27 protein-coding genes are annotated in these 24,092 nt (G+C 31.9%); 17 read left to right on the top strand and 10 right to left on the bottom strand.

Annotated elements, in window-relative coordinates:
* Positions 1 to 273: 273 nt before the first annotated feature.
* The 3 genes from Q0921_RS19795 to Q0921_RS19785 form a co-directional block, all read right to left on the bottom strand.
* Positions 274 to 957 carry a Crp/Fnr family transcriptional regulator gene (locus Q0921_RS19795; protein WP_299259984.1) on the bottom strand — a complete coding sequence of 228 codons (684 nt, stop codon included), beginning with the start codon at positions 955 to 957 and terminating at the stop codon, positions 274 to 276.
* A gap of 2 nt (positions 958 to 959) precedes the next feature.
* Entirely contained in the window at positions 960 to 1,637 is a 678-nt protein-coding gene (locus tag Q0921_RS19790) for a Crp/Fnr family transcriptional regulator (protein WP_299259982.1), read from the bottom strand.
* Positions 1,638 to 1,915: 278 nt separating this feature from the next.
* Positions 1,916 to 2,248, bottom strand: a complete 333-nt coding sequence (locus tag Q0921_RS19785; protein ID WP_299259980.1) for a single-stranded DNA-binding protein — start codon at positions 2,246 to 2,248, stop codon at positions 1,916 to 1,918.
* A gap of 240 nt (positions 2,249 to 2,488) precedes the next feature.
* On the opposite strand from Q0921_RS19785, the gene Q0921_RS19780 reads away from it, so the two are divergent.
* The 8 genes from Q0921_RS19780 (at position 2,489) to Q0921_RS19745 (ending at position 7,786) form a co-directional block, all read left to right on the top strand.
* The gene (locus tag Q0921_RS19780; protein WP_299259978.1) at positions 2,489 to 2,944 is read left to right on the top strand and encodes a DUF1572 family protein; all 456 of its coding nucleotides are present in this window, start codon (positions 2,489 to 2,491) and stop codon (positions 2,942 to 2,944) included.
* Positions 2,945 to 2,998: 54 nt separating this feature from the next.
* Positions 2,999 to 3,604, top strand: coding sequence for a hypothetical protein (locus Q0921_RS19775; protein ID WP_299259976.1), 606 nt, complete (start codon positions 2,999 to 3,001; stop codon positions 3,602 to 3,604).
* Between the two features lie 36 nt (positions 3,605 to 3,640).
* Positions 3,641 to 4,486 (top strand): hypothetical protein, encoded by an 846-nt coding sequence (locus tag Q0921_RS19770; RefSeq protein WP_299259974.1) that lies wholly within the window; start codon positions 3,641 to 3,643, stop codon positions 4,484 to 4,486.
* Positions 4,487 to 4,572: 86 nt separating this feature from the next.
* The gene (gene modA, locus Q0921_RS19765) at positions 4,573 to 5,313 is read left to right on the top strand and encodes a molybdate ABC transporter substrate-binding protein (RefSeq protein WP_299259972.1); all 741 of its coding nucleotides are present in this window, start codon (positions 4,573 to 4,575) and stop codon (positions 5,311 to 5,313) included.
* Complete coding sequence (locus tag Q0921_RS19760) at positions 5,313 to 5,714, top strand: TOBE domain-containing protein (RefSeq protein ID WP_299259970.1); 402 nt, start codon at positions 5,313 to 5,315, stop codon at positions 5,712 to 5,714. Before modA ends, Q0921_RS19760 begins: the two co-directional genes overlap by 1 nt.
* The gene (modB, locus tag Q0921_RS19755) at positions 5,714 to 6,385 is read left to right on the top strand and encodes a molybdate ABC transporter permease subunit (protein WP_299260593.1); all 672 of its coding nucleotides are present in this window, start codon (positions 5,714 to 5,716) and stop codon (positions 6,383 to 6,385) included. The genes Q0921_RS19760 and modB overlap by 1 nt, the downstream gene beginning before the upstream one ends.
* Positions 6,382 to 7,260, top strand: a complete 879-nt coding sequence (locus Q0921_RS19750) for a sulfate/molybdate ABC transporter ATP-binding protein (protein WP_299259969.1) — start codon at positions 6,382 to 6,384, stop codon at positions 7,258 to 7,260. Before modB ends, Q0921_RS19750 begins: the two co-directional genes overlap by 4 nt.
* Before the next feature lies 1 nt (position 7,261).
* Positions 7,262 to 7,786: a DUF2867 domain-containing protein gene (locus Q0921_RS19745; RefSeq protein WP_299259967.1), complete on the top strand. Its 525-nt coding sequence runs from the start codon at positions 7,262 to 7,264 to the stop codon at positions 7,784 to 7,786.
* On the opposite strand, the gene Q0921_RS19740 is transcribed toward Q0921_RS19745, so the two are convergent.
* From Q0921_RS19740 to Q0921_RS19730, 3 genes are all read right to left on the bottom strand, one after another.
* Positions 7,767 to 8,372 carry a DUF4230 domain-containing protein gene (locus Q0921_RS19740; RefSeq protein WP_299259965.1) on the bottom strand — a complete coding sequence of 202 codons (606 nt, stop codon included), beginning with the start codon at positions 8,370 to 8,372 and terminating at the stop codon, positions 7,767 to 7,769. The two genes, Q0921_RS19745 and Q0921_RS19740, sit on opposite strands and share 20 nt — an antisense overlap.
* A gap of 91 nt (positions 8,373 to 8,463) precedes the next feature.
* Positions 8,464 to 8,994: a DUF4136 domain-containing protein gene (locus Q0921_RS19735; protein WP_299259963.1), complete on the bottom strand. Its 531-nt coding sequence runs from the start codon at positions 8,992 to 8,994 to the stop codon at positions 8,464 to 8,466.
* A gap of 83 nt (positions 8,995 to 9,077) precedes the next feature.
* Positions 9,078 to 9,248, bottom strand: a complete 171-nt coding sequence (locus tag Q0921_RS19730; RefSeq protein ID WP_158597013.1) for a DUF5522 domain-containing protein — start codon at positions 9,246 to 9,248, stop codon at positions 9,078 to 9,080.
* A 28-nt stretch (positions 9,249 to 9,276) separates the two neighbouring features.
* Between Q0921_RS19730 and Q0921_RS19725 the strand changes: the two genes are divergently transcribed.
* The 4 genes from Q0921_RS19725 to hemL are packed head-to-tail and all read left to right on the top strand — an operon-like array spanning position 9,277 to position 12,728.
* Positions 9,277 to 9,603, top strand: coding sequence for a hypothetical protein (locus Q0921_RS19725; protein ID WP_299259961.1), 327 nt, complete (start codon positions 9,277 to 9,279; stop codon positions 9,601 to 9,603).
* A gap of 10 nt (positions 9,604 to 9,613) precedes the next feature.
* Entirely contained in the window at positions 9,614 to 10,558 is a 945-nt protein-coding gene (locus Q0921_RS19720; RefSeq protein ID WP_299259959.1) for a 1-aminocyclopropane-1-carboxylate deaminase/D-cysteine desulfhydrase, read from the top strand.
* Position 10,559: 1 nt separating this feature from the next.
* Positions 10,560 to 11,435 carry a glucosaminidase domain-containing protein gene (locus Q0921_RS19715; protein WP_299259957.1) on the top strand — a complete coding sequence of 292 codons (876 nt, stop codon included), beginning with the start codon at positions 10,560 to 10,562 and terminating at the stop codon, positions 11,433 to 11,435.
* Between the two features lie 6 nt (positions 11,436 to 11,441).
* Complete coding sequence (gene hemL, locus Q0921_RS19710; RefSeq protein ID WP_299259955.1) at positions 11,442 to 12,728, top strand: glutamate-1-semialdehyde 2,1-aminomutase; 1,287 nt, start codon at positions 11,442 to 11,444, stop codon at positions 12,726 to 12,728.
* Positions 12,729 to 12,823: 95 nt separating this feature from the next.
* Here the strand turns inward: hemL and Q0921_RS19705 are convergent, their stop codons facing one another.
* The 3 genes from Q0921_RS19705 to Q0921_RS19695 all read right to left on the bottom strand — a co-directional run bounded on the left by Q0921_RS19705 (position 12,824) and on the right by Q0921_RS19695 (position 18,199).
* The gene (locus Q0921_RS19705) at positions 12,824 to 14,800 is read right to left on the bottom strand and encodes a tetratricopeptide repeat-containing sensor histidine kinase (protein WP_299259953.1); all 1,977 of its coding nucleotides are present in this window, start codon (positions 14,798 to 14,800) and stop codon (positions 12,824 to 12,826) included.
* A 252-nt stretch (positions 14,801 to 15,052) separates the two neighbouring features.
* Complete coding sequence (locus Q0921_RS19700; protein WP_299259951.1) at positions 15,053 to 15,580, bottom strand: GrpB family protein; 528 nt, start codon at positions 15,578 to 15,580, stop codon at positions 15,053 to 15,055.
* A 123-nt stretch (positions 15,581 to 15,703) separates the two neighbouring features.
* The gene (locus tag Q0921_RS19695) at positions 15,704 to 18,199 is read right to left on the bottom strand and encodes a zinc-dependent metalloprotease (RefSeq protein WP_299259949.1); all 2,496 of its coding nucleotides are present in this window, start codon (positions 18,197 to 18,199) and stop codon (positions 15,704 to 15,706) included.
* Between the two features lie 166 nt (positions 18,200 to 18,365).
* Between Q0921_RS19695 and Q0921_RS19690 the strand changes: the two genes are divergently transcribed.
* Complete coding sequence (locus Q0921_RS19690; RefSeq protein WP_299259947.1) at positions 18,366 to 19,664, top strand: hypothetical protein; 1,299 nt, start codon at positions 18,366 to 18,368, stop codon at positions 19,662 to 19,664.
* Here the strand turns inward: Q0921_RS19690 and Q0921_RS19685 are convergent.
* Positions 19,661 to 21,157 carry a hypothetical protein gene (locus tag Q0921_RS19685; protein WP_299259946.1) on the bottom strand — a complete coding sequence of 499 codons (1,497 nt, stop codon included), beginning with the start codon at positions 21,155 to 21,157 and terminating at the stop codon, positions 19,661 to 19,663. The two genes, Q0921_RS19690 and Q0921_RS19685, sit on opposite strands and share 4 nt — an antisense overlap.
* Positions 21,158 to 21,337: 180 nt before the next feature.
* Between Q0921_RS19685 and yiaA the strand changes: the two genes are divergently transcribed.
* The 4 genes from yiaA (at position 21,338) to Q0921_RS19665 (ending at position 24,065) form a co-directional block, all read left to right on the top strand.
* Positions 21,338 to 21,814 carry an inner membrane protein YiaA gene (yiaA, locus tag Q0921_RS19680; RefSeq protein ID WP_299259945.1) on the top strand — a complete coding sequence of 159 codons (477 nt, stop codon included), beginning with the start codon at positions 21,338 to 21,340 and terminating at the stop codon, positions 21,812 to 21,814.
* A gap of 106 nt (positions 21,815 to 21,920) precedes the next feature.
* Positions 21,921 to 22,193, top strand: coding sequence for a hypothetical protein (locus Q0921_RS19675; RefSeq protein ID WP_299259944.1), 273 nt, complete (start codon positions 21,921 to 21,923; stop codon positions 22,191 to 22,193).
* Positions 22,194 to 22,221: 28 nt separating this feature from the next.
* Positions 22,222 to 23,517 carry a DUF2157 domain-containing protein gene (locus Q0921_RS19670; RefSeq protein ID WP_299259943.1) on the top strand — a complete coding sequence of 432 codons (1,296 nt, stop codon included), beginning with the start codon at positions 22,222 to 22,224 and terminating at the stop codon, positions 23,515 to 23,517.
* Positions 23,514 to 24,065 (top strand): GDYXXLXY domain-containing protein, encoded by a 552-nt coding sequence (locus tag Q0921_RS19665; protein WP_299259942.1) that lies wholly within the window; start codon positions 23,514 to 23,516, stop codon positions 24,063 to 24,065. The genes Q0921_RS19670 and Q0921_RS19665 overlap by 4 nt, the downstream gene beginning before the upstream one ends.
* The last annotated feature ends 27 nt before the right edge of the window (positions 24,066 to 24,092 follow it).

Genomic DNA, 24,092 nt, shown 5'->3' with positions numbered 1-24,092 from the left:
TATTGTATATCTGTGTATAGAAAAATACAGTTATAACAGCACTGGTTAATACTTAATAATCGAATATGGAGTAGTGGTGATACGTTTAATATTGCAGCAAGAATTGAGTCACTGACGGTAGTGGGACAGACTTTGGTTTCTGAAATAACATATGATAAAGTAAAAGGTTACGTAAAAGAAGAAGGATATTTAAAAGTAAAGGTAAAAGGGACCACAAGTCACATAAATATTTATGATCTTTCGTGTTGTTTGATAAATCAAAAAAAAAGTAAATTAATTAATAATCTGTTTATTTAATGTGTGTTTATGAAGAGAGATTGTACTATTGTCATAATCAATAAAGCCTTCTTTTCTTAGGCAACTCATTACATTACTAACCGTTTGACGAGATGTATTGGTAAGGTTGGCAATATCTTTATGAGATAAAAGGTTTTTTGAAATGATGGAACTTCCTTCTTGTTTTCCAAACTCTGATATGTGTTCTATTAGAAAATTGCGAATCCTTGTTGTACTGCTTTCTGAAGATAAATCTTGTATTTTTTTTTCTAGCTTTTTAATTCTATTTCCGTATGCTTTTAGAATATTGTTTTTTAAGAAAGGATAATTTTTCATTGTAGTTAACATTTTATCAACTTCCATAGAACATAATATACAATCATCTAATGCAATTGCTTGTTCTTCTGAGGAAGATTCGGTATCAAACAATGCTAATTCTCCAAATATACTGCCCTTGTTTACTATATATTTTACCTTGTTTGTTTGCGTATCAATTATCTTAACGGTTCCACTTTTTAGAAAGAAAACGTGTTTCTTTTCTTCTTTGGATAAGTTGATAGTTTGGCCTTTATTAATCGTAAACATATCTAGGACTTTGGCCATTCTGATCATCATCATTTTTCCAAGATTATTAAATAGAATAAAATCTTCTAGGAACCAAAGTTTTGTATATGTATTCAAATTTATGGGATTTTGTTTTGTTCTTTACTAGGAATAGAAATAAACTGAGTGTTGTATTCTATTTCACCTTTTTTCCTCATCACACTCAAAATGTTACTTACAGTTTGTCTACAAGTATTTGTTAGATTAGCAATATCTTTATGAGAGATAAGATTTCTAGCAATAATTCTATTTTCGTGCAATTCTCCAAATTCAATTATATAATCATTAATAAAATCATGAATTCTTGTAGCACTATCTTTATATAATAGATCGTTTAATCTTCGTTCCAGTTTTTTGATTCTGGTTCCGTATACTTTAAAAACATTATTTTTTAAAGAATGATGTTTATCCATAATAGAAATCATTCTTTCTGCTTCGATATAACAAATAATACAATCTTCTAGAGCAATTGCCTGTTCTTGAGTTTCATTTGATTCATTATAAAGAGTAAGCTCTCCAAAAATATTGCCTTTTTTGACAATGTATTTTACATTTTCGCTTACGAGATCTACTATTTTTACAGTTCCTTTTTTAAGGAAAAAAACGTTTTTTTTGTCTTCTTTGAGCAATTCAATAGTAGTTCCTTTATCGATATTATCCATCTCAAAAATCTCGCACATACGCATCATCGTAATTCTTCCGAGTTTATTAAAAAGATTAAAACCTTCTAAGAACCAGTATTTTGTATATGTATTCAATAGCTGAAAGTATAAATGGTTTATTTGTTGAATTTTTCTAAAAATAATAAATTTTAGATCTACAAACTGTAAGAATCTCTTTTAAGTTACTTTAGGCGACAACGAAATTAGGTTCTTGTTTTTAAATTCAGGGGATACTGAAATGAAAAATAAAACATTATATAGGTGATATGAATGGAAGTAATAAAAAATAGACATCTAAAGAAAATAGTAGTAATCAATAGATGTCTATTTTTAAAATATTTTTTTTTGATATTGCAGTTTTATCTATTGCTTCTTTACTTTCCCAACATCAGAAATTCACTGCATACAACTTCGGTGATATATCTTTTAATACCTTCATTATCATCATAACTACGAGAAGTTAGTTTACCTTCTATAGCTACTTCCTGTCCTTTATTTACATATTTCTCGATGATTTCTGCAGTTTTTCCCCAAGCGACAATATTGTGCCACTGGGTATCGGTTACTTTATCGCCTGCTTTGTTATAATAATAATCATTAGTAGCGATAGAGAATTTTGCAAGCTTTTTGCCAGAGTCTAAATTTAGAATTTCTGGTTCTTGTCCTAAGTTTCCAATTAACTGTACTTTGTTTTTAAGCGTGTTCATAATTTTAATTTTTAAGAGCCTGTCTGTAACAGGTAGATTAAACAGTAAATAGTATCAAGTTCTTATGTTTCGACACTGCAAACCTAGATCAGCACACTAATCATATTCGGTTAGGAAGTGTTTATTTTCGGTTGTAAACATTTGTAAACATTTGTAGTCGTTTGTTAGTGATTAAAAAATTTAGTTTTGATTAAAAAATTTATACCTTAGAAATATTAATAAAACTGTATATACAAACGTATGGGTGATTCAATTATAGCCGTCTTGAAAACAATCTTTGATAGAGATTTGAAAAAATTGAAAGCAGAAGTAAATGCTTATTCTAAAGAAGAAATTTTATGGGTCGAAACAAAAGAGATCAGTAATTCTGCAGGAAACCTTTGTTTACATCTTGTGGGTAACCTAAATACATATATAGGAGCAGAATTTGGTAATACTAGATATGTTAGAGAGAGAGACAAAGAATTTTCGTTAAAAAACGTGCATAGATCTCAACTGATATTTATGATAAATGAAGTGATGCCGATTGTACAAAATTCCTTGGATAAATTAACACAAGAAGATCTACAAAAAGAATATCCCAGAATACTGATGGATAAGAACCCAAGTACATTGAGGTTCCTGATACACCTAACTACACATTTAACCTATCATTTAGGACAAATAAACTATCATAGAAGAATGCTAGACGTTTAGTTTAGAAAAGTGAATAAGGCCTAAGAATGAAAAGAACTCTAATATACTATTGTTATGCTAAAAAAAATTCTAAAAGCACTACTCATTTTAATAGTAATAATCGCGATAGGAGCGGGGTATCTTTACTTTAGATTACATAACGACATAGGAAATGTTCTGGAAGCAAAAAGCAGTTGGCGCAGCGAAGTATTAGAATTTCCGTTAATATTTGCAGGAGATTTAGATTATAAAGGAGAAGAACATATTCGATTTGCACCAGGTTGGGGAGAAACAAATAATGAGGATTATTTTTCTTATGTTTTTCTATGGGTCTTAGAAGAAGATCCAACATTAAATGAGGAGGTATTAGAAAGCATAATGAATATTTATTTTGACGGACTTATGAATACTGGAGCTATTATGAATTTTAGTTTCTTTAAAGACATTCCTGAGACACAATCTTCGATGAGAAAAATTGAAGATAAACATTACAAAGGCTCAATAAAACTTTATGATGAATTTTTTGCTAAGGATATGATTACATTAAATGCAAATATCAAATATGAATATTGTAATGCTAGAAAAAAACATTTGGTTTGGTTTTACTTATCTCCTAAAGAAATAAATCACCCCATTTGGAATCAGCTGAAAGAGGTGTATTTAAATATCGATTGTGATTAATAATACAATAATTTGACAGCAAAACTTTAATTTTATATGCGATTAACATATGTTGTAATTATCTCTGTATTTTGTTTCGGTTGTTCCAGTAACGACGATACTTTGATAGAAACTACTCCATCCTTTTTGTTTGAAGACGGATTCGAAACTCAAAGTAATAGTGTTGATGCTCTTATTCTTTCAGATAATAGCAGGTGGTCTAACTTTCAGCAATCAAACCCTTCAGATCAAATAAATGAGATTACAATCTCTAATACTATGCTCTCAGAAGGAAATAGTTCATTGAGAATAGTTGCTTTTAAATCAGATAATCTACTGTCAAAAATGGATATTGAGAAGGGCGGGTTTAATGCTTTTTTAGGCGATAAAGTTACCATTCAGGCGGATTTCTATCTTAACTCAACTGCTAACATCGAAAATCTTTTTTTGATTGATCTAGAATGTTGCTCTTGCTGGGATCCTTTAGTAGATGCTGATCCATCTTCTGATGGCGATAACCAATGTCCGGGAGTTCGGTTAAAAATGTCTGGAGGAAATGATTATTTGTCTATAGAGCGAGGAAAAATTTCTGCAAGTACACTAACGCAAACAACATTTCAATTCCCTAGAAACGAATGGGTTTCTGTGCAATGGGAACTAACTTTATCTGACAATGAAGATGGAATGAACAAGCTTATAGTAAATGACAATGAAGTTATCGCAAGTAATGGTATGAATATGCCAAATGCAGCAATTTTTAGAGAAGTTTTTGCTCAAAACGGAATCGATTTTAATTTACAGGAACCTACTTTTTACGAAAGAGTACAGATCGGAGCTACTGCTAATGCAACGGCTGAAGATTTAGAACTTTTTGTGGATAATTTTTCGATTAGAATAGAGTAATTTTTTACCTTACAAAATATTAATGTTATAAATGTAACTTGGTATTTTATAAAAGATACATAAAAAGAATAAGTAAGAAAACTGCAATGCTTATTGCGGTTTTTTTAACACTCTCTGGATGCAAAGATTCTGAAAGAGATGTAATCACGATTGCCGCAGCTGCTAATATGCAGTTTTCGATAGCCAAAATTTCTAAAGCATTTACAAAACAAACTGGAATACAATGCAAACTTGTCATAAGTTCTTCTGGTAAATTAACAGCACAGATAAAAGAAGGCGCTCCATATGATATTTTTGTTTCTGCTAATATGAAATATCCAGAAGAAATTCATGCAAGCGATTTGGCCGTTTATCCTCCTAAAGTCTATGGATATGGTCAATTGGTATTGTGGTCTATGCATGACAGTATACAACCTTCTATAACAATATTAACTAATAAGAGTTTACAGCACATTGCTTTGGCAAATCCTAAAACCGCACCCTATGGTCAGGCAGCAGTAGAAGTATTAGAGAGTTATAATATTTATAATAAGGTTAAAGAGAAATTAGTATATGGAGAAAGTATTGCGCAAACCAATCAGTTTATTACCTCAAAATCTTTGGAGATTGGTTTTACCGCAAAATCTGTGGTATTATCTTCTAAAATGAAAGGTAAAGGACATTGGGTAGCATTGGATGAAAAGAAATATCTGCCAATTAAACAAGGAGTTGTTATGATTAAAACAGAAAATAAGGATTTCGAGGGCACTCAACAATTTTACAATTTTCTTTTTTCGAAGGAAGCTAAAGAAATACTGGAAGATTTCGGATATTTAGTAACTGAATAATGAATATTCTCTCAGGACATATATCAGATATACTGGTAAACGAAAGTTTATCGATGGTTTCTATTCGAATAAACGAGCATATCGAACTCAAAACTATTTTGGTAGAAACTCCTGAAACAGCTTCTTACTTAAAGATAGAAAATGTTGTAGAAGTTTTGTTTAAAGAAACAGAGGTGATCATAAGTAAAGAAGATACCAATTCGATAAGTATTCAAAATAAAATCAAAGCTATTATTAAGAAGATCAAAAAAGGAGTGTTGTTAAGTAGATTAACATTGAATTCAGAGATAGGAGATATCATTGCTATTATTACTACTGAAGCATTGGACGAGCTTGCGTTAACGGAAAATCAAGAAATAATTGCTATGATTAAAGTAAACGAAATTATGATTTCCAGATGATGGATTGGAGCCCGATCATATTAACAGTTAAGCTTGCTTTGGTAACTACAATGATTCTATTAGTAGTTTCTATTCCCTTAGCTTATTGGTTAGCGTATTCTAAATCCCGAATCAAACCGATTGTAGAAACTTTAGTGAGTATGCCTTTGGTATTACCGCCCACTGTTTTGGGTTTTTATTTATTAATTGCTCTTAGTCCAGGAAATACTTTTGGTAGTTGGCTGCAAGATTGGTTTGGAATCCGATTGATTTTTTCGTTCTCGGGATTGGTTATAGGATCTGTTATTTATAGTTTGCCTTTTATGGTGAATCCTATTCAATCTGGTTTGACAAGTTTGCCAGCTTCACTAACAGAGGCTTCATATATATTGGGTAAATCAAAAATAAAAACACTGGGTAAAGTGTTATTGCCTAATATAAAACCTTCTTTACTAACAGGAATTGTGTTAGCTTTTGCACATACTGTTGGAGAATTCGGTGTAGTTCTAATGATCGGCGGAAACATTCCAGAAAAGACAAAAGTGGTTTCTATTGCTATTTATGACGAGGTAGAAGCATTAAATTATAGTAATGCACATACATATTCCCTGATTTTAATCATTATAACTTTCATTGTATTGTTATCAGTGTATTTGATTAATGGAGGATATCTAAAAAGGTTTTGGAAATGATAGAGGCTCATATTCGTAAAACACTTAGTACTGCTAACGGAAAGATGCTTCTTGATATTCAGCTGAATATCAAGAAGGGACAATTCGTTACTTTATATGGTTCTTCTGGTGCTGGAAAAACATCTACTCTTAGGATATTAGCAGGATTATTATCCGCAGATAAAGGACAAATTATAATTGATAAAAAAGTTTGGTTAGATACCGAAAAAAAAATCAATTGTACTCCACAACAACGTAAAATAGGATATGTATTTCAGGATTATGCGTTGTTTCCTAATATGACAGTACGTAAAAATCTAGCGTTTGCATTAGAAAAAGGGCAAGATAAACTAATTATCGAAGAATTGATCACTATAGTGGAGTTAGAGGAATTACAACATAGAAAACCTGAAACATTATCTGGAGGTCAACAACAAAGAGTGGCATTGGCGAGAGCGCTGGTTCGTAAACCCGAAATTTTACTGCTTGATGAACCACTTTCTGCACTGGATATTAAAATGCGATCTAAGTTACAGGATTACATTCTAAAAGTACATAGAAAGTATGGACTCACCACAATTTTGGTAAGTCATGATGTTGGAGAAATCATAAAAATGTCTGATGAAATATACTGTCTTGAGGAGGGTGAAATCAGTAAAAAAGGTGATCCGTCAGCTATTTTTACTAATGACAAACTCAGTGGTAAGTTTCAGTTTACAGGAGAAGTTATTGCTATAAAGCAAGAAGAAGTAGTCTATATTGTTACTGTTCTCATAGGTAATAATGTTGTAAAAATAATTGCTCAAGAATCAGAAATCACTGATTTAGGAATTGGAGATAAGGTTATTGTTGCTTCTAAAGCTTTTAATCCTGTTCTTTTAAAAATTGAGAAGTAGTATGAAAGTTCAGAAAGTAGGAATTCCATACAAGTCATTACTATCGAGAGAGACTTATGATTATTCAGATAGTTTTAAAGGTGAGTTTGTGGACAAAGACAATACAATAGATATTCTCATTATTTCCAAAGCCTTTTTTTCTACCTCTCCGGGATGGATTGGTAAATTATTTACACTGAGAAATAAGATTGTTTCGGTTTTTGGACTAAAAACAGGAGATAAGACCAAGAGTAAAAAGGAATTATTACAGAATTTTAAAGGACAGATAGGGGAACAAGTAGGGATTTTTAAAGTGTTTGATAGATCGGATAACGAAATAGTTTTAGGAGAAGATGATCGTCATCTTAACTTTAGAGTTTCTCTTTTGTTAGACCAAGCGATATCTGATAAAAAACACCTAATCATTTCTACCACCGTTGTATTTAATAATTGGTTTGGAAACTTATATTTTTTACCAGTAAAACCATTTCATAGAATAATAGTTCCTGTGATGCTAAAAAGTACAATTAAGGCAATAACTGTTTAGAATCAGTAATTGAACTACCCTTGTATACCAATTTCCAACCTAAAGAATTGGTAAGAATATATATTTTCTGTAGTTCGCTTATTAAACGATTCTCGGCATTTGCTTTTAAGGTAGAAGCTTCAATCTTTTTGTTAAGTTGGCGAATAACTTCTTTTCGAATAAGATTATGATCTTCCGGATTAAATTGATTAAAAAAATCTTCTTCCAGATCATGATATTTAATATCGGGATTTATATTGATTTCAGCCTCTGGAATGTTAGTAATCGTAACAGTTTTATTAGATGTATCTATTGTATGCTCTATCATATTTAAATCATAAGAAACCATTACACTAGCATTAACGACGACAATAGCTTTTTTCTCCGCTTTAAGAATATCAAGATAATATTTTTTAGCATCCTTATAAGTGATGACTTCAGAGAAATGCCCTTCGGTAACCACTAGCTTGCCGACATTTTTTATTTGATCTAAAATAAGGTCAGAAGATTGTATTTCAGTTTTTTGAGTTTTAGATTGAGTTATAAAATAGCTAATACCTAAAGCGATAAATGCAGCAATTAATGCACCTAGAAGAAAATTACGCATATTTTTATTGGTCAAGTTTACTATAAATGTACGTAAAAAATAGCCTTTCCGTTTAAGGAAAGGCTTATGGTGTTATAAAACATTAGAGTAACTATTTTGTTTCTGGAGGATATTTTTCCATTATAGCGGTTACAATCTGATTCATTTTTTCTTGTTTTCTATCTACTTTTTTGGTGAGAGCTGCCGTTCCCATGCCTTGCCATATCAATTCTTTTTTTGAGGCATCGATCAAGTCGATATATAAAGTGCCTTCTGTAGTTCTGGAAACAGTATTTTGTCCTGCTCCCCAGAACCAAGGATTCCATCCCCATCCATAACCAAATCCAAAATTGTTTTGATATACATTTATATTTTCTTTGGTCTTCGTAAAAATACTAACTAATACATCCGGGTTTTGAGATTTAGTAAACCCTTTTGCAGACATATCTGCCTCTATAGCTCGTAAGATGCGTTTTTTGTCTAGATCGCTAATTTCGGCTTTATCAATTCCTGGTTTATAAAATGCATAGCTTTTATATGTAGTAAAATTAGTTTGCTTATCATAATCAGAAGCTACCCGAACACTGGAGCAGGAACTAAGTGTTATAATAAGGATTAGCGATAAAAGAGAGTAAAATTTCATAGTCCTGTGTTTTGTATGTTTAACAATATTTTTTTTCAATAAAATATGCACAACAATCATACCATGAGTACTATAAGACTACTCTAGGTGTACTTGTTTGTCTTTTTATCGTAGCCATAAGGGCAATGCCTACAGCCACTCTCACAACAATATCCTCTTTTTAGATGGTATTGTTCCGTAAAACATCGATACCCTTCAGGAGTAAGATAGTAATCTCCTTCCTCAGGTTTTAGTATTTTTTTTGGGTTGTTCATCATTACAAAAATACTATCTTGCGGTAAGATGCCAATTGTAGTTAACAAATATTTGATAGGTCGTCATTTTGTGGGAATCGCACTTTGGCCTTTTATTGTGGTAAAAGATCACTATCTAAAGGATGATGAGGTTTTTATAAATCACGAAAGAATTCATCTAAGGCAGCAAGCAGAATTATTGGTGATCCCGTTTTATTTCGTCTACTTTACGGAATATATTATTCGATTGCTTCAATATAGAAATTCTCAGGTAGCTTATCGAAATATTTCTTTTGAACGAGAAGCATACGAAATGGAAACAGAACTTTCCTATCTAAAGAATCGAAAACTTTGGAGTTTTATTAAATATTTATAATTTATAATTTATGATGGGTTTTTTTTCTTCTGAAGTAAGAGAATCAAAAAATGAAGAAATACTTCACCCTATTCTAAAAGAGGCTAAAGTATCTTTATATATAAAACGTGAAGATCTTATTCACGAACACATTTCTGGTAATAAGTTTAGAAAATTGAAATACAATCTATTGGAAGCTAAAAGAAAAGGTTGTGATACCATTCTTACTTTTGGTGGTGCTTATAGTAACCATATAGCAGCAACAGCGGCAGCAGGAAAACTAGTTGGGTTACATTCTATTGGTGTGATCAGAGGAGATGAGTTAGCAAAAGATTTAGATCGTACGTTATCAGAAAATGATACACTTAGGTTTGCTTCGGATAATGGTATGAAATTAAAGTTTGTTAGTAGAAACGATTACAAACAAAAAACATCGGAGTACTTTTTGGAATCATTAAAAAGAGAATTTGGCTTGTTTTATTGTGTTCCCGAAGGAGGAACTAATGATTTAGCAGTACGAGGATGTGAAGAAATTCTAACAACTGATGATGGGATGTTTGACTATATATGCTGCGCCATTGGAACCGGTGGAACAATTTCTGGAATTATTAATGCAAGTTTAACGCATCAGAATATAATTGGGTTTCCTGCTTTAAAAGGGGATTTTCTTTCTGATGAAATTAAGAAATACACTCATAAAACAAATTGGAGTTTGACAAAAGAGTATCATTTTGGGGGGTATGGTAAAATAAATTCAACCTTAATTGAGTTTATTAATACATTCAAACAAGAGCAGAATATAGCATTGGATCCTATTTACACAGGAAAGATGTTGTATGGTCTTTTTGATAGTATTCAGAACGGGACTTTTACAAAAAATACTCGTATTTTAGCCATTCATACTGGAGGTTTACAAGGTATTTTGGGTATGAATAAAAAGTTAAGTAAAAAGAAGCTCCCGCTTATTACAATTTGATATGGACGTGAGGAAAATTATAATATTGTTTTGTGTCACTGCACTTTTGATTTCTTGTGGTGGTAGTAAAAAGGTAAGGACTACTAAAAGAGCTCACACTCCTTCTTCAAGAAAAACGGAGATAAGTAGAGAAGTAAAAGAAGTAAAAGAACCAAAAAAAGAAATCAAAAAACCACTTAATGCAGTTTCTTATAAAGAAAAGGTTCAGAATTATATATTTGAATATGAGGGTATTGCTAAGCATGAGATGACTGAGTATGGTATCCCGGCAAGTATTACATTAGCTCAGGGAATCTTAGAGTCTGGTGCTGGTTATGGTGAACTCACAGGAAAAGCAAATAATCATTTTGGAATAAAATGCCACGACTGGACTGGAGATAGAGTATACCACGATGACGATCGCTCTCAGGAATGTTTTAGGAAATACGAAAAAGCAAGTCAATCGTTTAGAGATCATTCTTTGTTTCTAAAAAATAGAAAGCGCTATGCAAAGCTTTTCACTTATAAACAAGACGATTATAAGTCTTGGGCTTATGGATTGCGTGCAGCTGGATATGCTACAGATAAAAAGTATCCGGCTAAACTTATAAGTATTGTAGAAAGATATAAGTTAGATAAATATGACGCTGAGGTTTTAGGAAAAAAATACGTAGTTAAAAAACCTAAAAAGCCCAAAAAACAAAAACAACCAATAGTTTCCAAAGGAGAAAAAGGAGAACACGTTGTTCAGAAAGGGGATACCTTATATTCGATATCTAGAAGGTACAATCTAAAAGTAACAGAATTAAAAGCGTATAATAATTTAAAAGATAATGCAATTGCCATCGGGCAAGTTCTAAAAGTGGAAGAACCTGATGATAATTCTGAAGAATTTTAATCCAATATGATTTATAAAAGAAGTAGTGCTCTTTTTGCGGAGGCTCAAAAAGTAATTCCCGGAGGAGTTAACTCACCAGTTCGTGCGTTTAAAGCAGTAGGAGGAGATCCAGTTTTCGTAAAAGAGGCAAAAGGTGCCTATTTATATGATGAAGATGGAAATCGATTAATAGATTATATCAACTCTTGGGGTCCAATGATTCTTGGTCATGCGCATCCACCTGTTGTAAATGCTGTGGTTGAAAAAGCAAAAAAAGGAACGAGTTTTGGAATGCCAACTGAGATTGAAACTAAAATAGCTGAGCTAGCGGTAGCTATGGTGCCTAATATTGATAAGATTCGATTTGTTAATTCTGGAACAGAAGCTTGTATGAGTGCCGTTAGATTAGCAAGAGGGGTTACCAAAAAAGATAAAATAATAAAATTTGCAGGTTGTTATCACGGACACAGTGATTCATTTTTGATTCAAGCGGGTAGTGGAGCAGTGACCTTTGGAAGTCCTAATAGTCCCGGAGTTACAGATGGCACTGCAAAAGACACATTGCTTGCCAGATATAATGACTTGGAAAATGTAGAAAGTATTATTAACTCTAATAAGGGAGAGATTGCTTGCATCATCATAGAACCTGTAGCAGGTAATATGGGATGTATTCCACCAGTTAAAGGTTTTTTGGAAGGGCTGCGATCTCTTTGTGATACTCACAATATTTTATTGATTTTTGATGAGGTAATGACAGGATTTAGATTAGCAAAAGGTGGGGTACAGGAATTGCTAGGAGTGAACGCTGATATTGTGACTTTTGGTAAAGTAATCGGAGGCGGCCTTCCAGTAGGTGCTTTTGCTGCTAGAGAAGAAATCATGAATCATTTAGCACCTTTAGGACCAGTATATCAAGCAGGAACCTTAAGCGGTAATCCATTAGCTATGGCTGCAGGATTGGCTATGTTAACCGAGTTACATGAGAATGCAAATATCTTCGATAGCATCGCGAAAAAGACTGAGTATTTACATAAAGGAATAGAAAAGGTTTTAGAAGATAAAAATGTAGTACATACTATCAATAGAATTGGATCCATGATTTCAGTTCATTTTTCTGAAAATCCTGTTGTTGATTTTGAAAGTGCTGCAGAAGGTAATAATGATACGTTTAAGAAATTCTTTCACGGATTACTAAATCAAGGTGTTTATATTGCTCCAAGTGCATTTGAGACTTGGTTTATCACCGAGGCATTAACTTATGACGATCTAGATGCGACTATAAAGGCTGTTGCCATCACAGCAGAAAGTTTGTGAAAATAAAAAGCCGATCATATCTAGATCGGCTTTTGTATATGTTCTATTAAGACCAGAATTAAGCTTTTAATCATAAAACTTTTGAACTTTTCTACCTAGGATGCTTTTGGTAATGTAATACAAAAAGTACTACCTTTTCCAAGAATACTTTTTACCTTTATCTCACCTTTATTAAGCTCTATAAGTTCCTTGCAAATTTTTAGCCCAAGTCCAGTACCTGTTTCTTGTTGCGTACCTTCTGTGGTAAAAGTATCTTCTGCAAAAAGTTTACCCAGATTTTCTTTAGGTATACCAACCCCGGTATCTTCAAAACTAATCTCATAATGTTTTTCCTTTTCTTCAGAATGCAGGGTAATTGAATCCCCAGGTTTACAAAATTTAATTGCGTTAGCTATTAAATTTTGTGATACAATAGAAAACATGTCCTTGTCGGCAAACACTATAGTGGAATCTAATAGATTCTCTAGTTTGATCTCTTTAAGCTCTGCTTTAGGTTCGAAAAATGTGAATTTGCTATGGATTACATCTTTAATATTAAATTCGGTTGGTTTAGCATTCAATTCTTTCATTTGTGATTTAGACCAGTTCAACAAATTATTTAGCATTATCGAAGTTTGATGTGTCTTGTTAGCGAGTAAGGGAATAATTTCCTGAAACTCTTCCGTAGAAATAGCATCTTCTTTTAGTAAATTTAATGTGCCATCAAGACCATGAATTTCATTTTTAAGATCATGTGAAATGATAGAGAATAATTTGTTTTTGACCTGATTAGACTCGTTTAGTTCTTTTATATATCTTTTTCGTTCTCTACGTGTTTTTACAATAAAAATTAAAAATATGAATATAAGAACCGAAACTCCTAAACTGATAAAAGTAAATATTCGATACCTATATAATTCCTCTCTGGTTTGTAATTCTGTTTTTTCTTTTGCTTCAAGAAGTTTCAGTTGCTCCAATTCTGATTTAAAACGTGCTTCTGCTTGTGCTACTTTTTCTAAAGTCTCATCAGTTGAGTTTTGATCAGCGATTTTCTGGTATTTTTTTTGCCAAACAAAGGCTTTTGTGAAATTATTTCTTGCAGAATCTAGTGTTGCAGAATATTTATAATTAGTAAGTAAAAGAGGTTTGGTTTTTAACTTTATTAATTCTTCGCGAGCTTCTGTTAAAAGACGTTCAGCTTCTTCATACTTTTTAGTTTTGATTGCGATGAATGCCAATTGTTGCTTCGTGTTGGCCGCAACTTTGGTGTTTTGTGCTTTTACTGCAACCTGATGTGAAGAATCGTAGTATTTTTTTGATTTCTGATATTCTTTCTTATTTAGAGCTAAAGATGCTAATCGATTATATGCTAAAGATTCACTTAGGGTACTGTTATTTTTCTTACTAATTTTTAAAGATTCTTTAGTCAATATTTCTGCACTATCCATTCTTTTTTGAGCGATATAGACTAAGGCTAAATTATTGAGAGATGCACCTAGTTTTTTTGAGTTATGTTTTTTCTTAAGTGCTATTGCTTTTTTATAATATTTTTCTGCTAATTCTAAATTGTTAATATCCGAGTAAATATTGGCCAGGTTATTATAAGTGCTAGATAAAACCAAGCCATCTTTTATTTTTTCAAAATATAAGTTAGCCTTCATGATATAGTGTATAGCTTGTTCTGAGTTTCCTCTTCCTTGTTCTATTGTGGATTTGTTATTATTTATAATAGCTAGACCTCTATCATAATTAGCTATTTTGTAGTATATAATCCCTTTATCATAATTATGAAATGCTTTTATGTGTTTTTGTGTATAATTATAGATGTTTCCAATTTGGGTGTATATATCTCCAATTCCTCTGTTATGATGTATTTTTTTAGAAATACATAGTAACTTATCTTCATAGGATAATGCGGTTTCAAACTTTCCTTGTACCCACAGTTTTTTGAAGTGTTTCATTGCTTCATCAAAAACGACAGAATCTTTCTGAGTTTTGACATTAATAAGTATACTATCTAAAGATTTCTGTTGGGAAAAAGAATAAGAACTGAGTAGTATACATAGGCTAATAATAAGAGTAGTTTTTTTCATATATTCTATTTTGGGGAAACAGATTAAATGCGTTTTAAGTCTGCAAAATACAAATATTTTGAATAAAAATCATTTAATTGTAGTACTATTCTTTCAAAAATGCATTGTTTTTTTATGGTTTTACCATAATTAACGTATTTTTTGGACTTTAATCGTCAAGTTTACTTGTAGAAAATAAGTATGTGTAAGACAAATAAAATATTGATTATGAAATATTTAGTATGATTAGTGTTTACATACTCTTTTGATACTTTATGTTTTTTTCTCTTGATCAATGATAGAATTGATAAATTCTGTTGCAAATATTTCTTTAAGAGTTGTATATGTTTTTTTGTTTTGATTGGCCTTTTTAGCTAGTTCGTATTTAAGATTTTGGGATCTTAATTTAGCCGCCTCATTGTTTCTTAAATGATTTCTAAATTGCAGATGTCTTTGTAATTCTTTACTGTCTTTTGGGCATACATAAAGGTGGTGTGCTAAATTATCTAATATTTTATTTTGAACAGCTTGATTTCTTTTGAAAACTTCTCGTTCCGGAATTCCTTGATTTCCGTTATGAAAATATCCAATGCTGGATAATCTTGTTTTTATCTTTTCGAATTCAGAGTCTTCCTTATAGATAATGTCGATATCAATAATAGGTTTGGATGCTAGTCCTAAAACTGATGTACTTCCAACATGTTCAATATTTAGGTCTAATCCAAATAATGTGTTTTCAAGCTCTTTTTTTATACTCAAAAAATGAGTTCTCCATTCTATGACGTGTTCTTGAATCAACATATGGTTTTTCGTTTTTTGAATATCTCTAGATTATAAAATTAAAAGTAATGAAAAATCTTAGACATAAAAAAACCATAACAGGGGTGCTATGGTTTTAAGTATAATTACATTTAGTATTGTTTACTAGTTTTTTGGATCGAGTATTAATGAAATTCTCTCTACAGCATCTTGTAAGTGATAACGCGTCATTCTATCAGAGGTCCTACCTATGGCATTTCTGAGGTCTCTCTGTAAGTTTTTTAACTCTGCTCTAACAATTGGTCTGATATCACTTTGTGAAACATCTACATTGGTTCTTCTTACAAAGCGTCTGAAATTTGGAGGAATTGGAGCTTGTTCTTTGGTCATTAAAAAATCTAACCGCTCCATATATGCTCGTTGAAGATTACGACGATATACATCGATTGCTGCTCCTGTTCTTAGTTCTTTCCAGACACCTAATCGTAGTTCCGTCATCATATCAATTAGCGTATATGCGTTTTTGGTATTCAAAGCTTCGTTTTCTATCAATCTAGCCATTCTTCCTTGATCTAGTAGGTTATTTAGTGTTCTTGTCTGAAAACTACGCACACGTTCTACGCTACCTGCAGATTCTATTTTATTAAAAATAGTAGCATCTAATAACCAATCTGGAGTAACAAATAATTGTTCTTGTATAAATACCATTGCACGTTTTTGGTTTTTCTTAGTTACATGCGTGTATACTGCTCCTTCTTGATCATAAGTTTTATAATACTCATAAACACCACCGATATTAGAAGCAACGTGTCCCATATATCGGTTATATTGACTTAGTACTTGTCGATACATTGTTTCTAAGTCACTATAGTTTTTACCGTCTTCTGCAGTCCATTTAATTAGATTGGGTACAATTCTTTTTAAATTGGCAATACCATAAGTACTCGCTTTTACAGCATCATCGCCAAGATCTTCTGTTTGTGAACTAGGGTCGATTACACCAAATTGCTGTCTCCCAAAGCGATATTTAGGATCATCCGCATGTTTTAAAATCCAGCTATCTAAGGTTTTCTTTTCTTCTTCTGCTGTAGTTCCAAGAATTGGTCGGTACCCCCATCTGATGGCGTGTTTATCGTAAATTCCTATTTCTGGCATGAGCGCCACATCACCATCGCCCGGTTGCGCAACGTAGTTGAAACGAGCGTAATCCATAATTGATGGTGCTGTTCCATATTTTTTAGTAAACTCGGGATCACGAAGAGATTCTACAGGATATGCGACACTACTTCCCATATTATGTGGTAACCCTAAGGTGTGACCTACCTCATGAGAAGATACAAATCTAATTAACCTCCCCATAACTTCGTCTTTAAAAGCTACTCCTTGTGCATCTGGATTGATCGCTGCTGTTTGCACAAAAAACCAGTTACGTAGTAACGACATTACATTATGATACCAGTTAATATCGCTTTCTAGAATTTCTCCTGATCTTGGATCACTTACGTGCGGGCCATTAGCATTTGGTATTGGGGAAGCTAAATAACGAACAACTGAGTAGCGTGCATCTTCAGGACTCCAATCCGGATCTTCTTCTTTGGTAGGAGGATCTTTGGCAATGATTGCTTCTTTAAAACCAGCTTCTTCAAAAGCTACTTGCCAGTCTTCTATACCTTGTTTAATATATTTCCTCCATTTTTCTGGTGTAGCTCGATCGATATAGTACACAATCTGTTTTTTAGGAACTACTAATTCTCCACTGTTAAATTTCTCAACATCTTCATCTCGTACTTCGAGTCTCCACCGGTCTAAATAACGTATCGTTTTACTTTCTTGTGCCTCTAGTCCATAATCCGTTTGACCTCTAGCAAACCATCCAACACGTTGATCAAATATTCTACGTTTCATAGGTGTTTCTGGAAGTAAAATCATAGAATTACTCATTTCCAAAGAAATTGTTCCTGTACTGGCATTAGAAGGAGGCTCCCCAGCGTTATAAGTTTTTACGTGTCTCGTTTCTATATTAAGTGGGTAACTTCTAATAGAATCTATGTAAGATAAGCTAGCATCTAATCGTGTAATCTTATATTGTTTTCTTCTGGAAGCAGGAAATCCAAGCGCTTTCACATCTTTTTTAAATAAGTCTGTAACATCAATAACTATAGCATTGTTTACAGAATCCTTATGAAATGCTTTGATCGGAAAAGAAAATAATACAGGCTCGAAATTAGAATTCTCTACGGCTTCATGAATCGGTAAAGAATCTGCTGCGTAGATCTGATGCGATACCACACGAAGTAACACTTGTTTGTTTTTTCTTTGCCATCTAAGTACTTGGGTGTTTTGTTTACCACCACCAAAGCCAATACCTGTGGCGGTCTTAGCAATTCTGGTAACCATCAACATTTCTCTGTTGAACAAAGAATCAGGTATTTCATAAAAATACTTATCTTCTATATTATGAACTGTAAACAGGCCCTGATCACTTTTAGCTTTTTTAGTAATGACCTCGCTATATGGTTTAATAGCATTTTTTTCTTTGCCAGGTTTTTTTGCAGTTGCAGTTGCAGTCGAAGAAGTTTTTCCTTTTTTATTTTGAAAAGCTGAACAATTAGAAAATGTAACTACCACTATTAGTAATAGATATAGAGTACTTTTACGCATGAGTTATTTTTTTATCGGTCGAAGATAAAGAAATAACGCTGGCGCAGAAGTGAAAGGAAAGTTAAAGCCTATTTATGAAATATTTAGAATTAAGATTCAAGATTCAGAATGTTATAAGAATTAGAATAATTGAATTACTTTTAGTCTCCAAATAGTACAGTAACATATGCAATATATTTTATCGAATCAACTACACAGAATAGTTTTATACGTGCTAGTTAGTGTGTATGTCATTTGGGTTGGAGTAGTGATAGAACCTGATACGATTAGTTATGTAGGATTTTCATTAATTGCACCACCAGGATATGGTACTTTTTTGTTCGTTTTTCGAAAGTTATTTGGAGAGGATCATTATTATCCTGTTATCGTATGTATTCAATTAGTTTTAGGATTTGCCTCCTGTATATATTTAGTTAAAATTATAGACAAGGTGTTTAAGGTGGATAAGAGATTATTGATTTTAGTTGATGTCATTCTGTTAGCTCCCATTTTTATCCCTGAATATTTGACCGTAAACCGAATTGTAACTCAAGGTTTAGCGTATCCATGTTTTTTGATAATAACAGCATTTTTGATTCAATATCTTTTTTCAAACGATAAAAGAGTAATCATTTACCTATTATCTAGTGTTTTGATAGGAATGCTAGTACGAACACAGTTTTTCTTTATCGTTCCAGTATTATTATTGGTTTTTGGTTATCAATGGTATACTACTAAAAATTTTAGAAAATTTGCAATTCCAATCATTATAATAGTACTGTTTCCAATGATGATATCCTTGTTTCAGAAAACTTTCAATTATGTGGTTCATGATAAGTACGTAAATGTTTCGGGCACTGGACTTTTATTGACAATTATGCCTTTTTTTGTAGCTGATGCAGAGGATTATAAGATTTATGATGATCCCGAAATTCAGGAATATTATAAACATATGTACAAAATTGCTGTGGATCGCAAATTACTCGATGATTTTTATGTTCCGTTTAATGATAATGTGTTTCACCATTTTGATATCAATTTTGTGAATATATCTTATGGAGTAATTTCTGAAGAAGGGCGAAAGTTTTTAATGCCGTACAATCCTAATTCTCACGAAGCATTGATTGCAAATGATAAAATATTGATGAATATATGGTTACCTTTATTAGTTAATAATTTCTGGAAATGTTTAGACCTTTTTTATAAGAATGTGGAACACGCTTTTGGAGGGTTTTATATGATATGGTTGTCTCTCTTGCTTCTAATAGGTTCTTTATGTTTTTGGGTGAAGTATAAGGATAAATTGGCTTTACTAGTATTTATATGGATGTTGTTGACTTTTAGTAATATCATTTTGGTATGTATTGTATTGCATAGTATTGGTCGGTATATGATATATCATCAATGGATGATTCCTGTTTTGGTTATATTACTGCTAAATGAGATAGGTAAAAGGTTAGGGAGCGTTCCCGAAATCGGTAATTAGGTTTTGTTGGATGGAACTACAACTTCTAGCGTAGTTTGATATAAATTGGATCTTAATACCCTTGCTTTTAACCAGGCATAAAAACTCATCGTAAAAATATCTTCCTGTTCAGGACTGTTTTGGATTAGCGAACTTTTGATTTTAGTTAAAAATTCCTCTGTATTTATAGTGTCGCTGTGTAAGTAAAAGCTCATAGTTAATGATAAAAACTCCAGAACTCTTGTTTCATTATTGTTTTTAAGATAACTACGATGCTTTTTTCTAAATCCTTTTACTCTCGATTCTACTATGTCCATATGATCAAGTTCAATATGTAATAATATTTCGGTAAGGTTTTTTTTAATCACCCAGATGATTCCTGCTTTTTCTGTATACCAGGTGTCACTATGATGTAATTCATTGAGTAGCTTTAGTGCTTCCTTGCATCGAGATTGCTGGAAATAGAATACAATTAGGGTTAACTTTAGATCCAAAATATAAGAAGTTTGATCTTTTGTCTTACTAAAGTCAAAGTTTTCTAAACATAATATTGCGTTTTCTGCTTCGCCAGTATAGTTATCATTCAGAGTTTTTAGGAGTTGAAGTTGAGGGAGAAATCTTCTGAAATACTTCCCTCTTTGTTTTGCCATCTGTAACTCCATTTTTTCTAGGTATTCTTGCGATGTGACAAAGTTTTTATTTCTAAAATAAGAATTAGCAACATAGTATAATATCTGAATATGGTAGAATAGGTGTTTATCAGTAAATTGCTCTTTTGACTCAATTTGTTGGTATGTCTTTTCTACAAAAGAAAGAATCGAATGAAAATTACGAGCTGCATTTGCTGCTTGATTTATAATTTCGAGTATTTTGAATAATGATCTAAAAGTTAAATCGCTTGTAATCGAAAGATCAAAATCGTCTAGAGAATCCCGAATGGCTTGAGCGATATTACTTCGATTTTGAGAGAGTTTGTTCTGAATATTAGCGTAAAAAAGGTTTAAGTTTTCCTCCTGTTGTAATAACTTTTGATTGTTCTTAAAATCCTTAATTAAATTTTCTAAAGATATGTTTAGATCTACATGAGCATATTGAATTTTGGTATAATAAATCTCGTGTAGTATGCTAAACAGATCATATGTTTTAGCTTTTAATTCTGCCTTCTTTATGGTTTTTAAAGCAATCTTATATTGTTTTTGTTCAAAGAAAATTCTACTTGCTAGTAGTAGTTTCAGTATTTCCATCTCTTCAGATGTTTCACTTTCAAAACTTTTAGTAGCAATAAAATCAATTAGGCTATCATGCAATCTTTTGCAAAGCGCATGAAAAGCACCCTTTGCCCTTTTGCCATATAACTGTAGGTCTATGTCTTTACTGTCTGGTGCAGTGTCTAAAAGTTTAAATAATTGAATGTTTTTAGTATCACTTCTTTTATTCCTTTGTTTGAGATTACTAATAAATTTTCTCTTTTCTTCAATGGATAAGGTAGCGATTATAGAAGAAATTGTATTCATTATATCATAAGTATATATGGCTTAAAAATACTATAAATATTGAATAATATAGTTAGGAATTACAAATATATCATAAGTTTTTTGTAAATAATGAATTTTTTAACTGATCAAGTCGTTGCAAATTTGTCCTGTTCAAAACAAACAATTGAAATAAAAATTTAATCATCAAAATAAATTATTATGGATTATAAGTTTAGTAACGATGTAGTAGAAGAAATTAGTAAAGACAACATCGATAAAAAAGAAATCAAAGTATACGATCAAAAACCAACATCAGCATTTATAAGTGCTTCTTGGGTAGCATTGTTTGCAGGTATGGTTTCATTCTGTACTGGTTTGTGGAATGCAGAAATGCTACTGAATGAGAAAGGGTATTATTTCACTATTTTATTATTTGGTTTATTCTCGGCAGTATCAGTACAGAAAAATGTACGGGATAAACTAGAGGGATTACAGGTTACAGAAATCTATTACGGAATCAGTTGGTTTGCCGCTTTAGCATCTATTGTGCTATTGATTATAGGATTGTGGAATGCGAATTTAGACCTTAGTGAAAAAGGATTCTACGGGATGTCATTTACGCTTAGTTTATTCGCTGCCATCGCGGTGCAAAAAAATACCAGAGATAAAAAATTCATTGAAGCAAAAGAAGTGTAATTGGAGAGCAAATCAAAAGGAGGAACTGCAACTGTGTAGTTCCTTGTTTTGATGATTAGAGAAGGCAGCTGCATAGCTGTAGCTGTCTTTTTTTAACAAATTTATAATGAAAGAAATTAAAAATACAATTACGCCTCTTGTTATAACAGGTCTATTTGTTTTGTTTACAGGAGTATATGTTTTTTTGCAAGACTCGGGAGAAGAAGGTTGGGGTTATTTAGTAGGTATAATAATTACTTTATTTTCAATACCAGTATTTATGATGAATTTCATAATGCAGATATTAATAAAAAACAGAAGAATTAATTTAGTTTTTCAATTACCAATAGCAATCGTAATACTGATAATATATTGGAAATGGGAATTGATATTTTTTTAAAAAAATTAGTGCCAATAAATATCAAAATATGAGTTCAAAATTTAATAAAGAATTAAAAGAATTGGTCAGAGATCAAGTGATCTCATCTGAGATTTCAGATAAGATATCGCTATATTATGATGAGAAGCAGGCTGCTAAACCTAATAGGTTATTTACCATATTTGGAGTTTTTGGAGCATTGCTTGTAGGATCAGGTATTATACTGATGCTAGCTCATAATTGGGATGATTTCTCGAGAATGACAAAAACAATGTTAGCATTTATTCCATTGTTAATAGGGCAATGTGTAGTAGGTTTTTCTATTCTAAAAAATAAAAGCGGTACCTGGAAAGAAGCCTCGGGAACCTTCTTGTTTTTTGCCATTGGCGCCAGTATATCTTTAGTGAGTCAGATTTATAATATATCTGGCGATTTAGGTTCTTTTTTGCGCACCTGGATTATACTTTGTTTGCCATTAATATATTTGCTTAGATCCCACGCGGTTGCCTTACTTATTGTCTTATCCAGTGCTTATTATGCGACAGAAGTTGGTTGGAGTTATAGAAATAGGAGTACACCATGGTTATATGCTGGCTTTATTTTAGCAATCATACCTCATTATTGGTTACTAATAAAGCATAAACTACTCAGTAATACAACAACAATTTTTAGTTGGGTCATACCAGCAAGTATTACCGTTGGCTTGGCAGCATTTGTAAAAGGTAATGAGGAATTAGGTTTTGTTATGTATATGACCCTTTTTGGAATATTCTATAATATAGGAAGATTACCCGTGTTTAAAGAATTAAGAACACTAAGAAATGGATATCTAATTTTAGGTTCATTAGGAACTATTATTTTGCTAATGATATTTACATTCAGATGGCCTTGGGGAGAAATGTATGATACCACTATGTATGCCTCTCAAGAATTCTATACTTCATTGTTTTTAGGAGTTATAGCTATTGCTATTTTGGTATTTACTGTTGTTAAAAAAGGAATCCGATCGATCAATCTTTTTCAAGTTTCATTTATAGTATTTTGGGGATTGTTCTTCCTACTTTCTGGTATGATTACATTGCCAATGATCTTAACAAATGTACTGGTGTTTATTTTAGGAATTCTAGCTATTAAGATAGGTGCTGCTAGATTTAATTTTGGGATTCTTAATTATGGATTCTTAATTGTTTCTATACTAATAACATGTAGATTTTTTGATACGGATATGAGTTTTGTAATTCGAGGACTGTTATTTGTTATTGTAGGTATTGGATTTTTTATGGCCAATTATATAATGCTAAAAAGACAACAAAAAATCAAACACACTAAAAATATACTGAAATGAAAATCATCTATTTATTTATACTATTTATTATAGTAGCGTTGGCTCAAATTTTTGTGCCTATCCAAATGGTTATGGATAGTGAGAGTACAATAATTTCTGGAGTAGCCTATAGGTTTAAAACAAGGCCTATTGATCCAACGGATCCTTTTAGAGGTAAGTACATTAAACTGCACTATGATATGGATCATTTTAATACAGAAGATTCTACATATGTGGTAGGAGAAGAGATTTATATTTATCTTAAAAATGATAGTGAAGGTTTCGCAGAAGTCTCTCAAATCAGCAAAACACTTTTACAATCCGAAACCGATTATGTGACCGCTCGAGTAACCTATTATTACAAAGGTAAAGTGAACTTTCAATTGCCTTTTAATACTTTTTATATGGAAGAGACTAAAGCATATGATGCGGAGCTGGCATATGCTAAAGCTAATAGGAGAAACTTATCTAATAATGTATATGCGTTAGTATATATTAAGGATGATGATGTAGTTCTTAAAGATGTATTCATAAATGATATTCCTATACAAGAGTATGTAGAGAAATAAAATTATGGATTAAGATTAAACCTTTTT

It is taken from the genome of uncultured Aquimarina sp., from assembly GCF_947496855.1.
GTDB lineage: Bacteria > Bacteroidota > Bacteroidia > Flavobacteriales > Flavobacteriaceae > Aquimarina.
The sequence above is the reverse complement of the archived record's forward strand: the minus strand, read 5'-3'. Positions and strand labels throughout refer to the sequence as shown.

What these genes read in the sequence shown, in the direction of transcription:
- Q0921_RS19785 (WP_299259980.1), bottom strand. Translation starts at nt 2,248, where the DNA reads ATGAACACGCTTAAAAACAAAGTACAGTTAATTGGAAACTTAGGACAA.
- Q0921_RS19780 (WP_299259978.1), top strand. Translation starts at nt 2,489, where the DNA reads ATGGGTGATTCAATTATAGCCGTCTTGAAAACAATCTTTGATAGAGAT.
- Q0921_RS19775 (WP_299259976.1), top strand. Translation starts at nt 2,999, where the DNA reads ATGCTAAAAAAAATTCTAAAAGCACTACTCATTTTAATAGTAATAATC.
- Q0921_RS19770 (WP_299259974.1), top strand. Translation starts at nt 3,641, where the DNA reads ATGCGATTAACATATGTTGTAATTATCTCTGTATTTTGTTTCGGTTGT.
- modA (WP_299259972.1), top strand. Translation starts at nt 4,573, where the DNA reads ATGCTTATTGCGGTTTTTTTAACACTCTCTGGATGCAAAGATTCTGAA.
- Q0921_RS19760 (WP_299259970.1), top strand. Translation starts at nt 5,313, where the DNA reads ATGAATATTCTCTCAGGACATATATCAGATATACTGGTAAACGAAAGT.
- modB (WP_299260593.1), top strand. Translation starts at nt 5,714, where the DNA reads ATGGATTGGAGCCCGATCATATTAACAGTTAAGCTTGCTTTGGTAACT.
- Q0921_RS19750 (WP_299259969.1), top strand. Translation starts at nt 6,382, where the DNA reads ATGATAGAGGCTCATATTCGTAAAACACTTAGTACTGCTAACGGAAAG.
- Q0921_RS19745 (WP_299259967.1), top strand. Translation starts at nt 7,262, where the DNA reads ATGAAAGTTCAGAAAGTAGGAATTCCATACAAGTCATTACTATCGAGA.
- Q0921_RS19740 (WP_299259965.1), bottom strand. Translation starts at nt 8,372, where the DNA reads ATGCGTAATTTTCTTCTAGGTGCATTAATTGCTGCATTTATCGCTTTA.
- Q0921_RS19735 (WP_299259963.1), bottom strand. Translation starts at nt 8,994, where the DNA reads ATGAAATTTTACTCTCTTTTATCGCTAATCCTTATTATAACACTTAGT.
- Q0921_RS19730 (WP_158597013.1), bottom strand. Translation starts at nt 9,248, where the DNA reads ATGAACAACCCAAAAAAAATACTAAAACCTGAGGAAGGAGATTACTAT.
- Q0921_RS19725 (WP_299259961.1), top strand. Translation starts at nt 9,277, where the DNA reads ATGCCAATTGTAGTTAACAAATATTTGATAGGTCGTCATTTTGTGGGA.
- Q0921_RS19720 (WP_299259959.1), top strand. Translation starts at nt 9,614, where the DNA reads ATGATGGGTTTTTTTTCTTCTGAAGTAAGAGAATCAAAAAATGAAGAA.
- Q0921_RS19715 (WP_299259957.1), top strand. Translation starts at nt 10,560, where the DNA reads ATGGACGTGAGGAAAATTATAATATTGTTTTGTGTCACTGCACTTTTG.
- hemL (WP_299259955.1), top strand. Translation starts at nt 11,442, where the DNA reads ATGATTTATAAAAGAAGTAGTGCTCTTTTTGCGGAGGCTCAAAAAGTA.
- Q0921_RS19705 (WP_299259953.1), bottom strand. Translation starts at nt 14,800, where the DNA reads ATGAAAAAAACTACTCTTATTATTAGCCTATGTATACTACTCAGTTCT.
- Q0921_RS19700 (WP_299259951.1), bottom strand. Translation starts at nt 15,580, where the DNA reads ATGTTGATTCAAGAACACGTCATAGAATGGAGAACTCATTTTTTGAGT.
- Q0921_RS19695 (WP_299259949.1), bottom strand. Translation starts at nt 18,199, where the DNA reads ATGCGTAAAAGTACTCTATATCTATTACTAATAGTGGTAGTTACATTT.
- Q0921_RS19690 (WP_299259947.1), top strand. Translation starts at nt 18,366, where the DNA reads ATGCAATATATTTTATCGAATCAACTACACAGAATAGTTTTATACGTG.
- Q0921_RS19685 (WP_299259946.1), bottom strand. Translation starts at nt 21,157, where the DNA reads ATGAATACAATTTCTTCTATAATCGCTACCTTATCCATTGAAGAAAAG.
- yiaA (WP_299259945.1), top strand. Translation starts at nt 21,338, where the DNA reads ATGGATTATAAGTTTAGTAACGATGTAGTAGAAGAAATTAGTAAAGAC.
- Q0921_RS19675 (WP_299259944.1), top strand. Translation starts at nt 21,921, where the DNA reads ATGAAAGAAATTAAAAATACAATTACGCCTCTTGTTATAACAGGTCTA.
- Q0921_RS19670 (WP_299259943.1), top strand. Translation starts at nt 22,222, where the DNA reads ATGAGTTCAAAATTTAATAAAGAATTAAAAGAATTGGTCAGAGATCAA.
- Q0921_RS19665 (WP_299259942.1), top strand. Translation starts at nt 23,514, where the DNA reads ATGAAAATCATCTATTTATTTATACTATTTATTATAGTAGCGTTGGCT.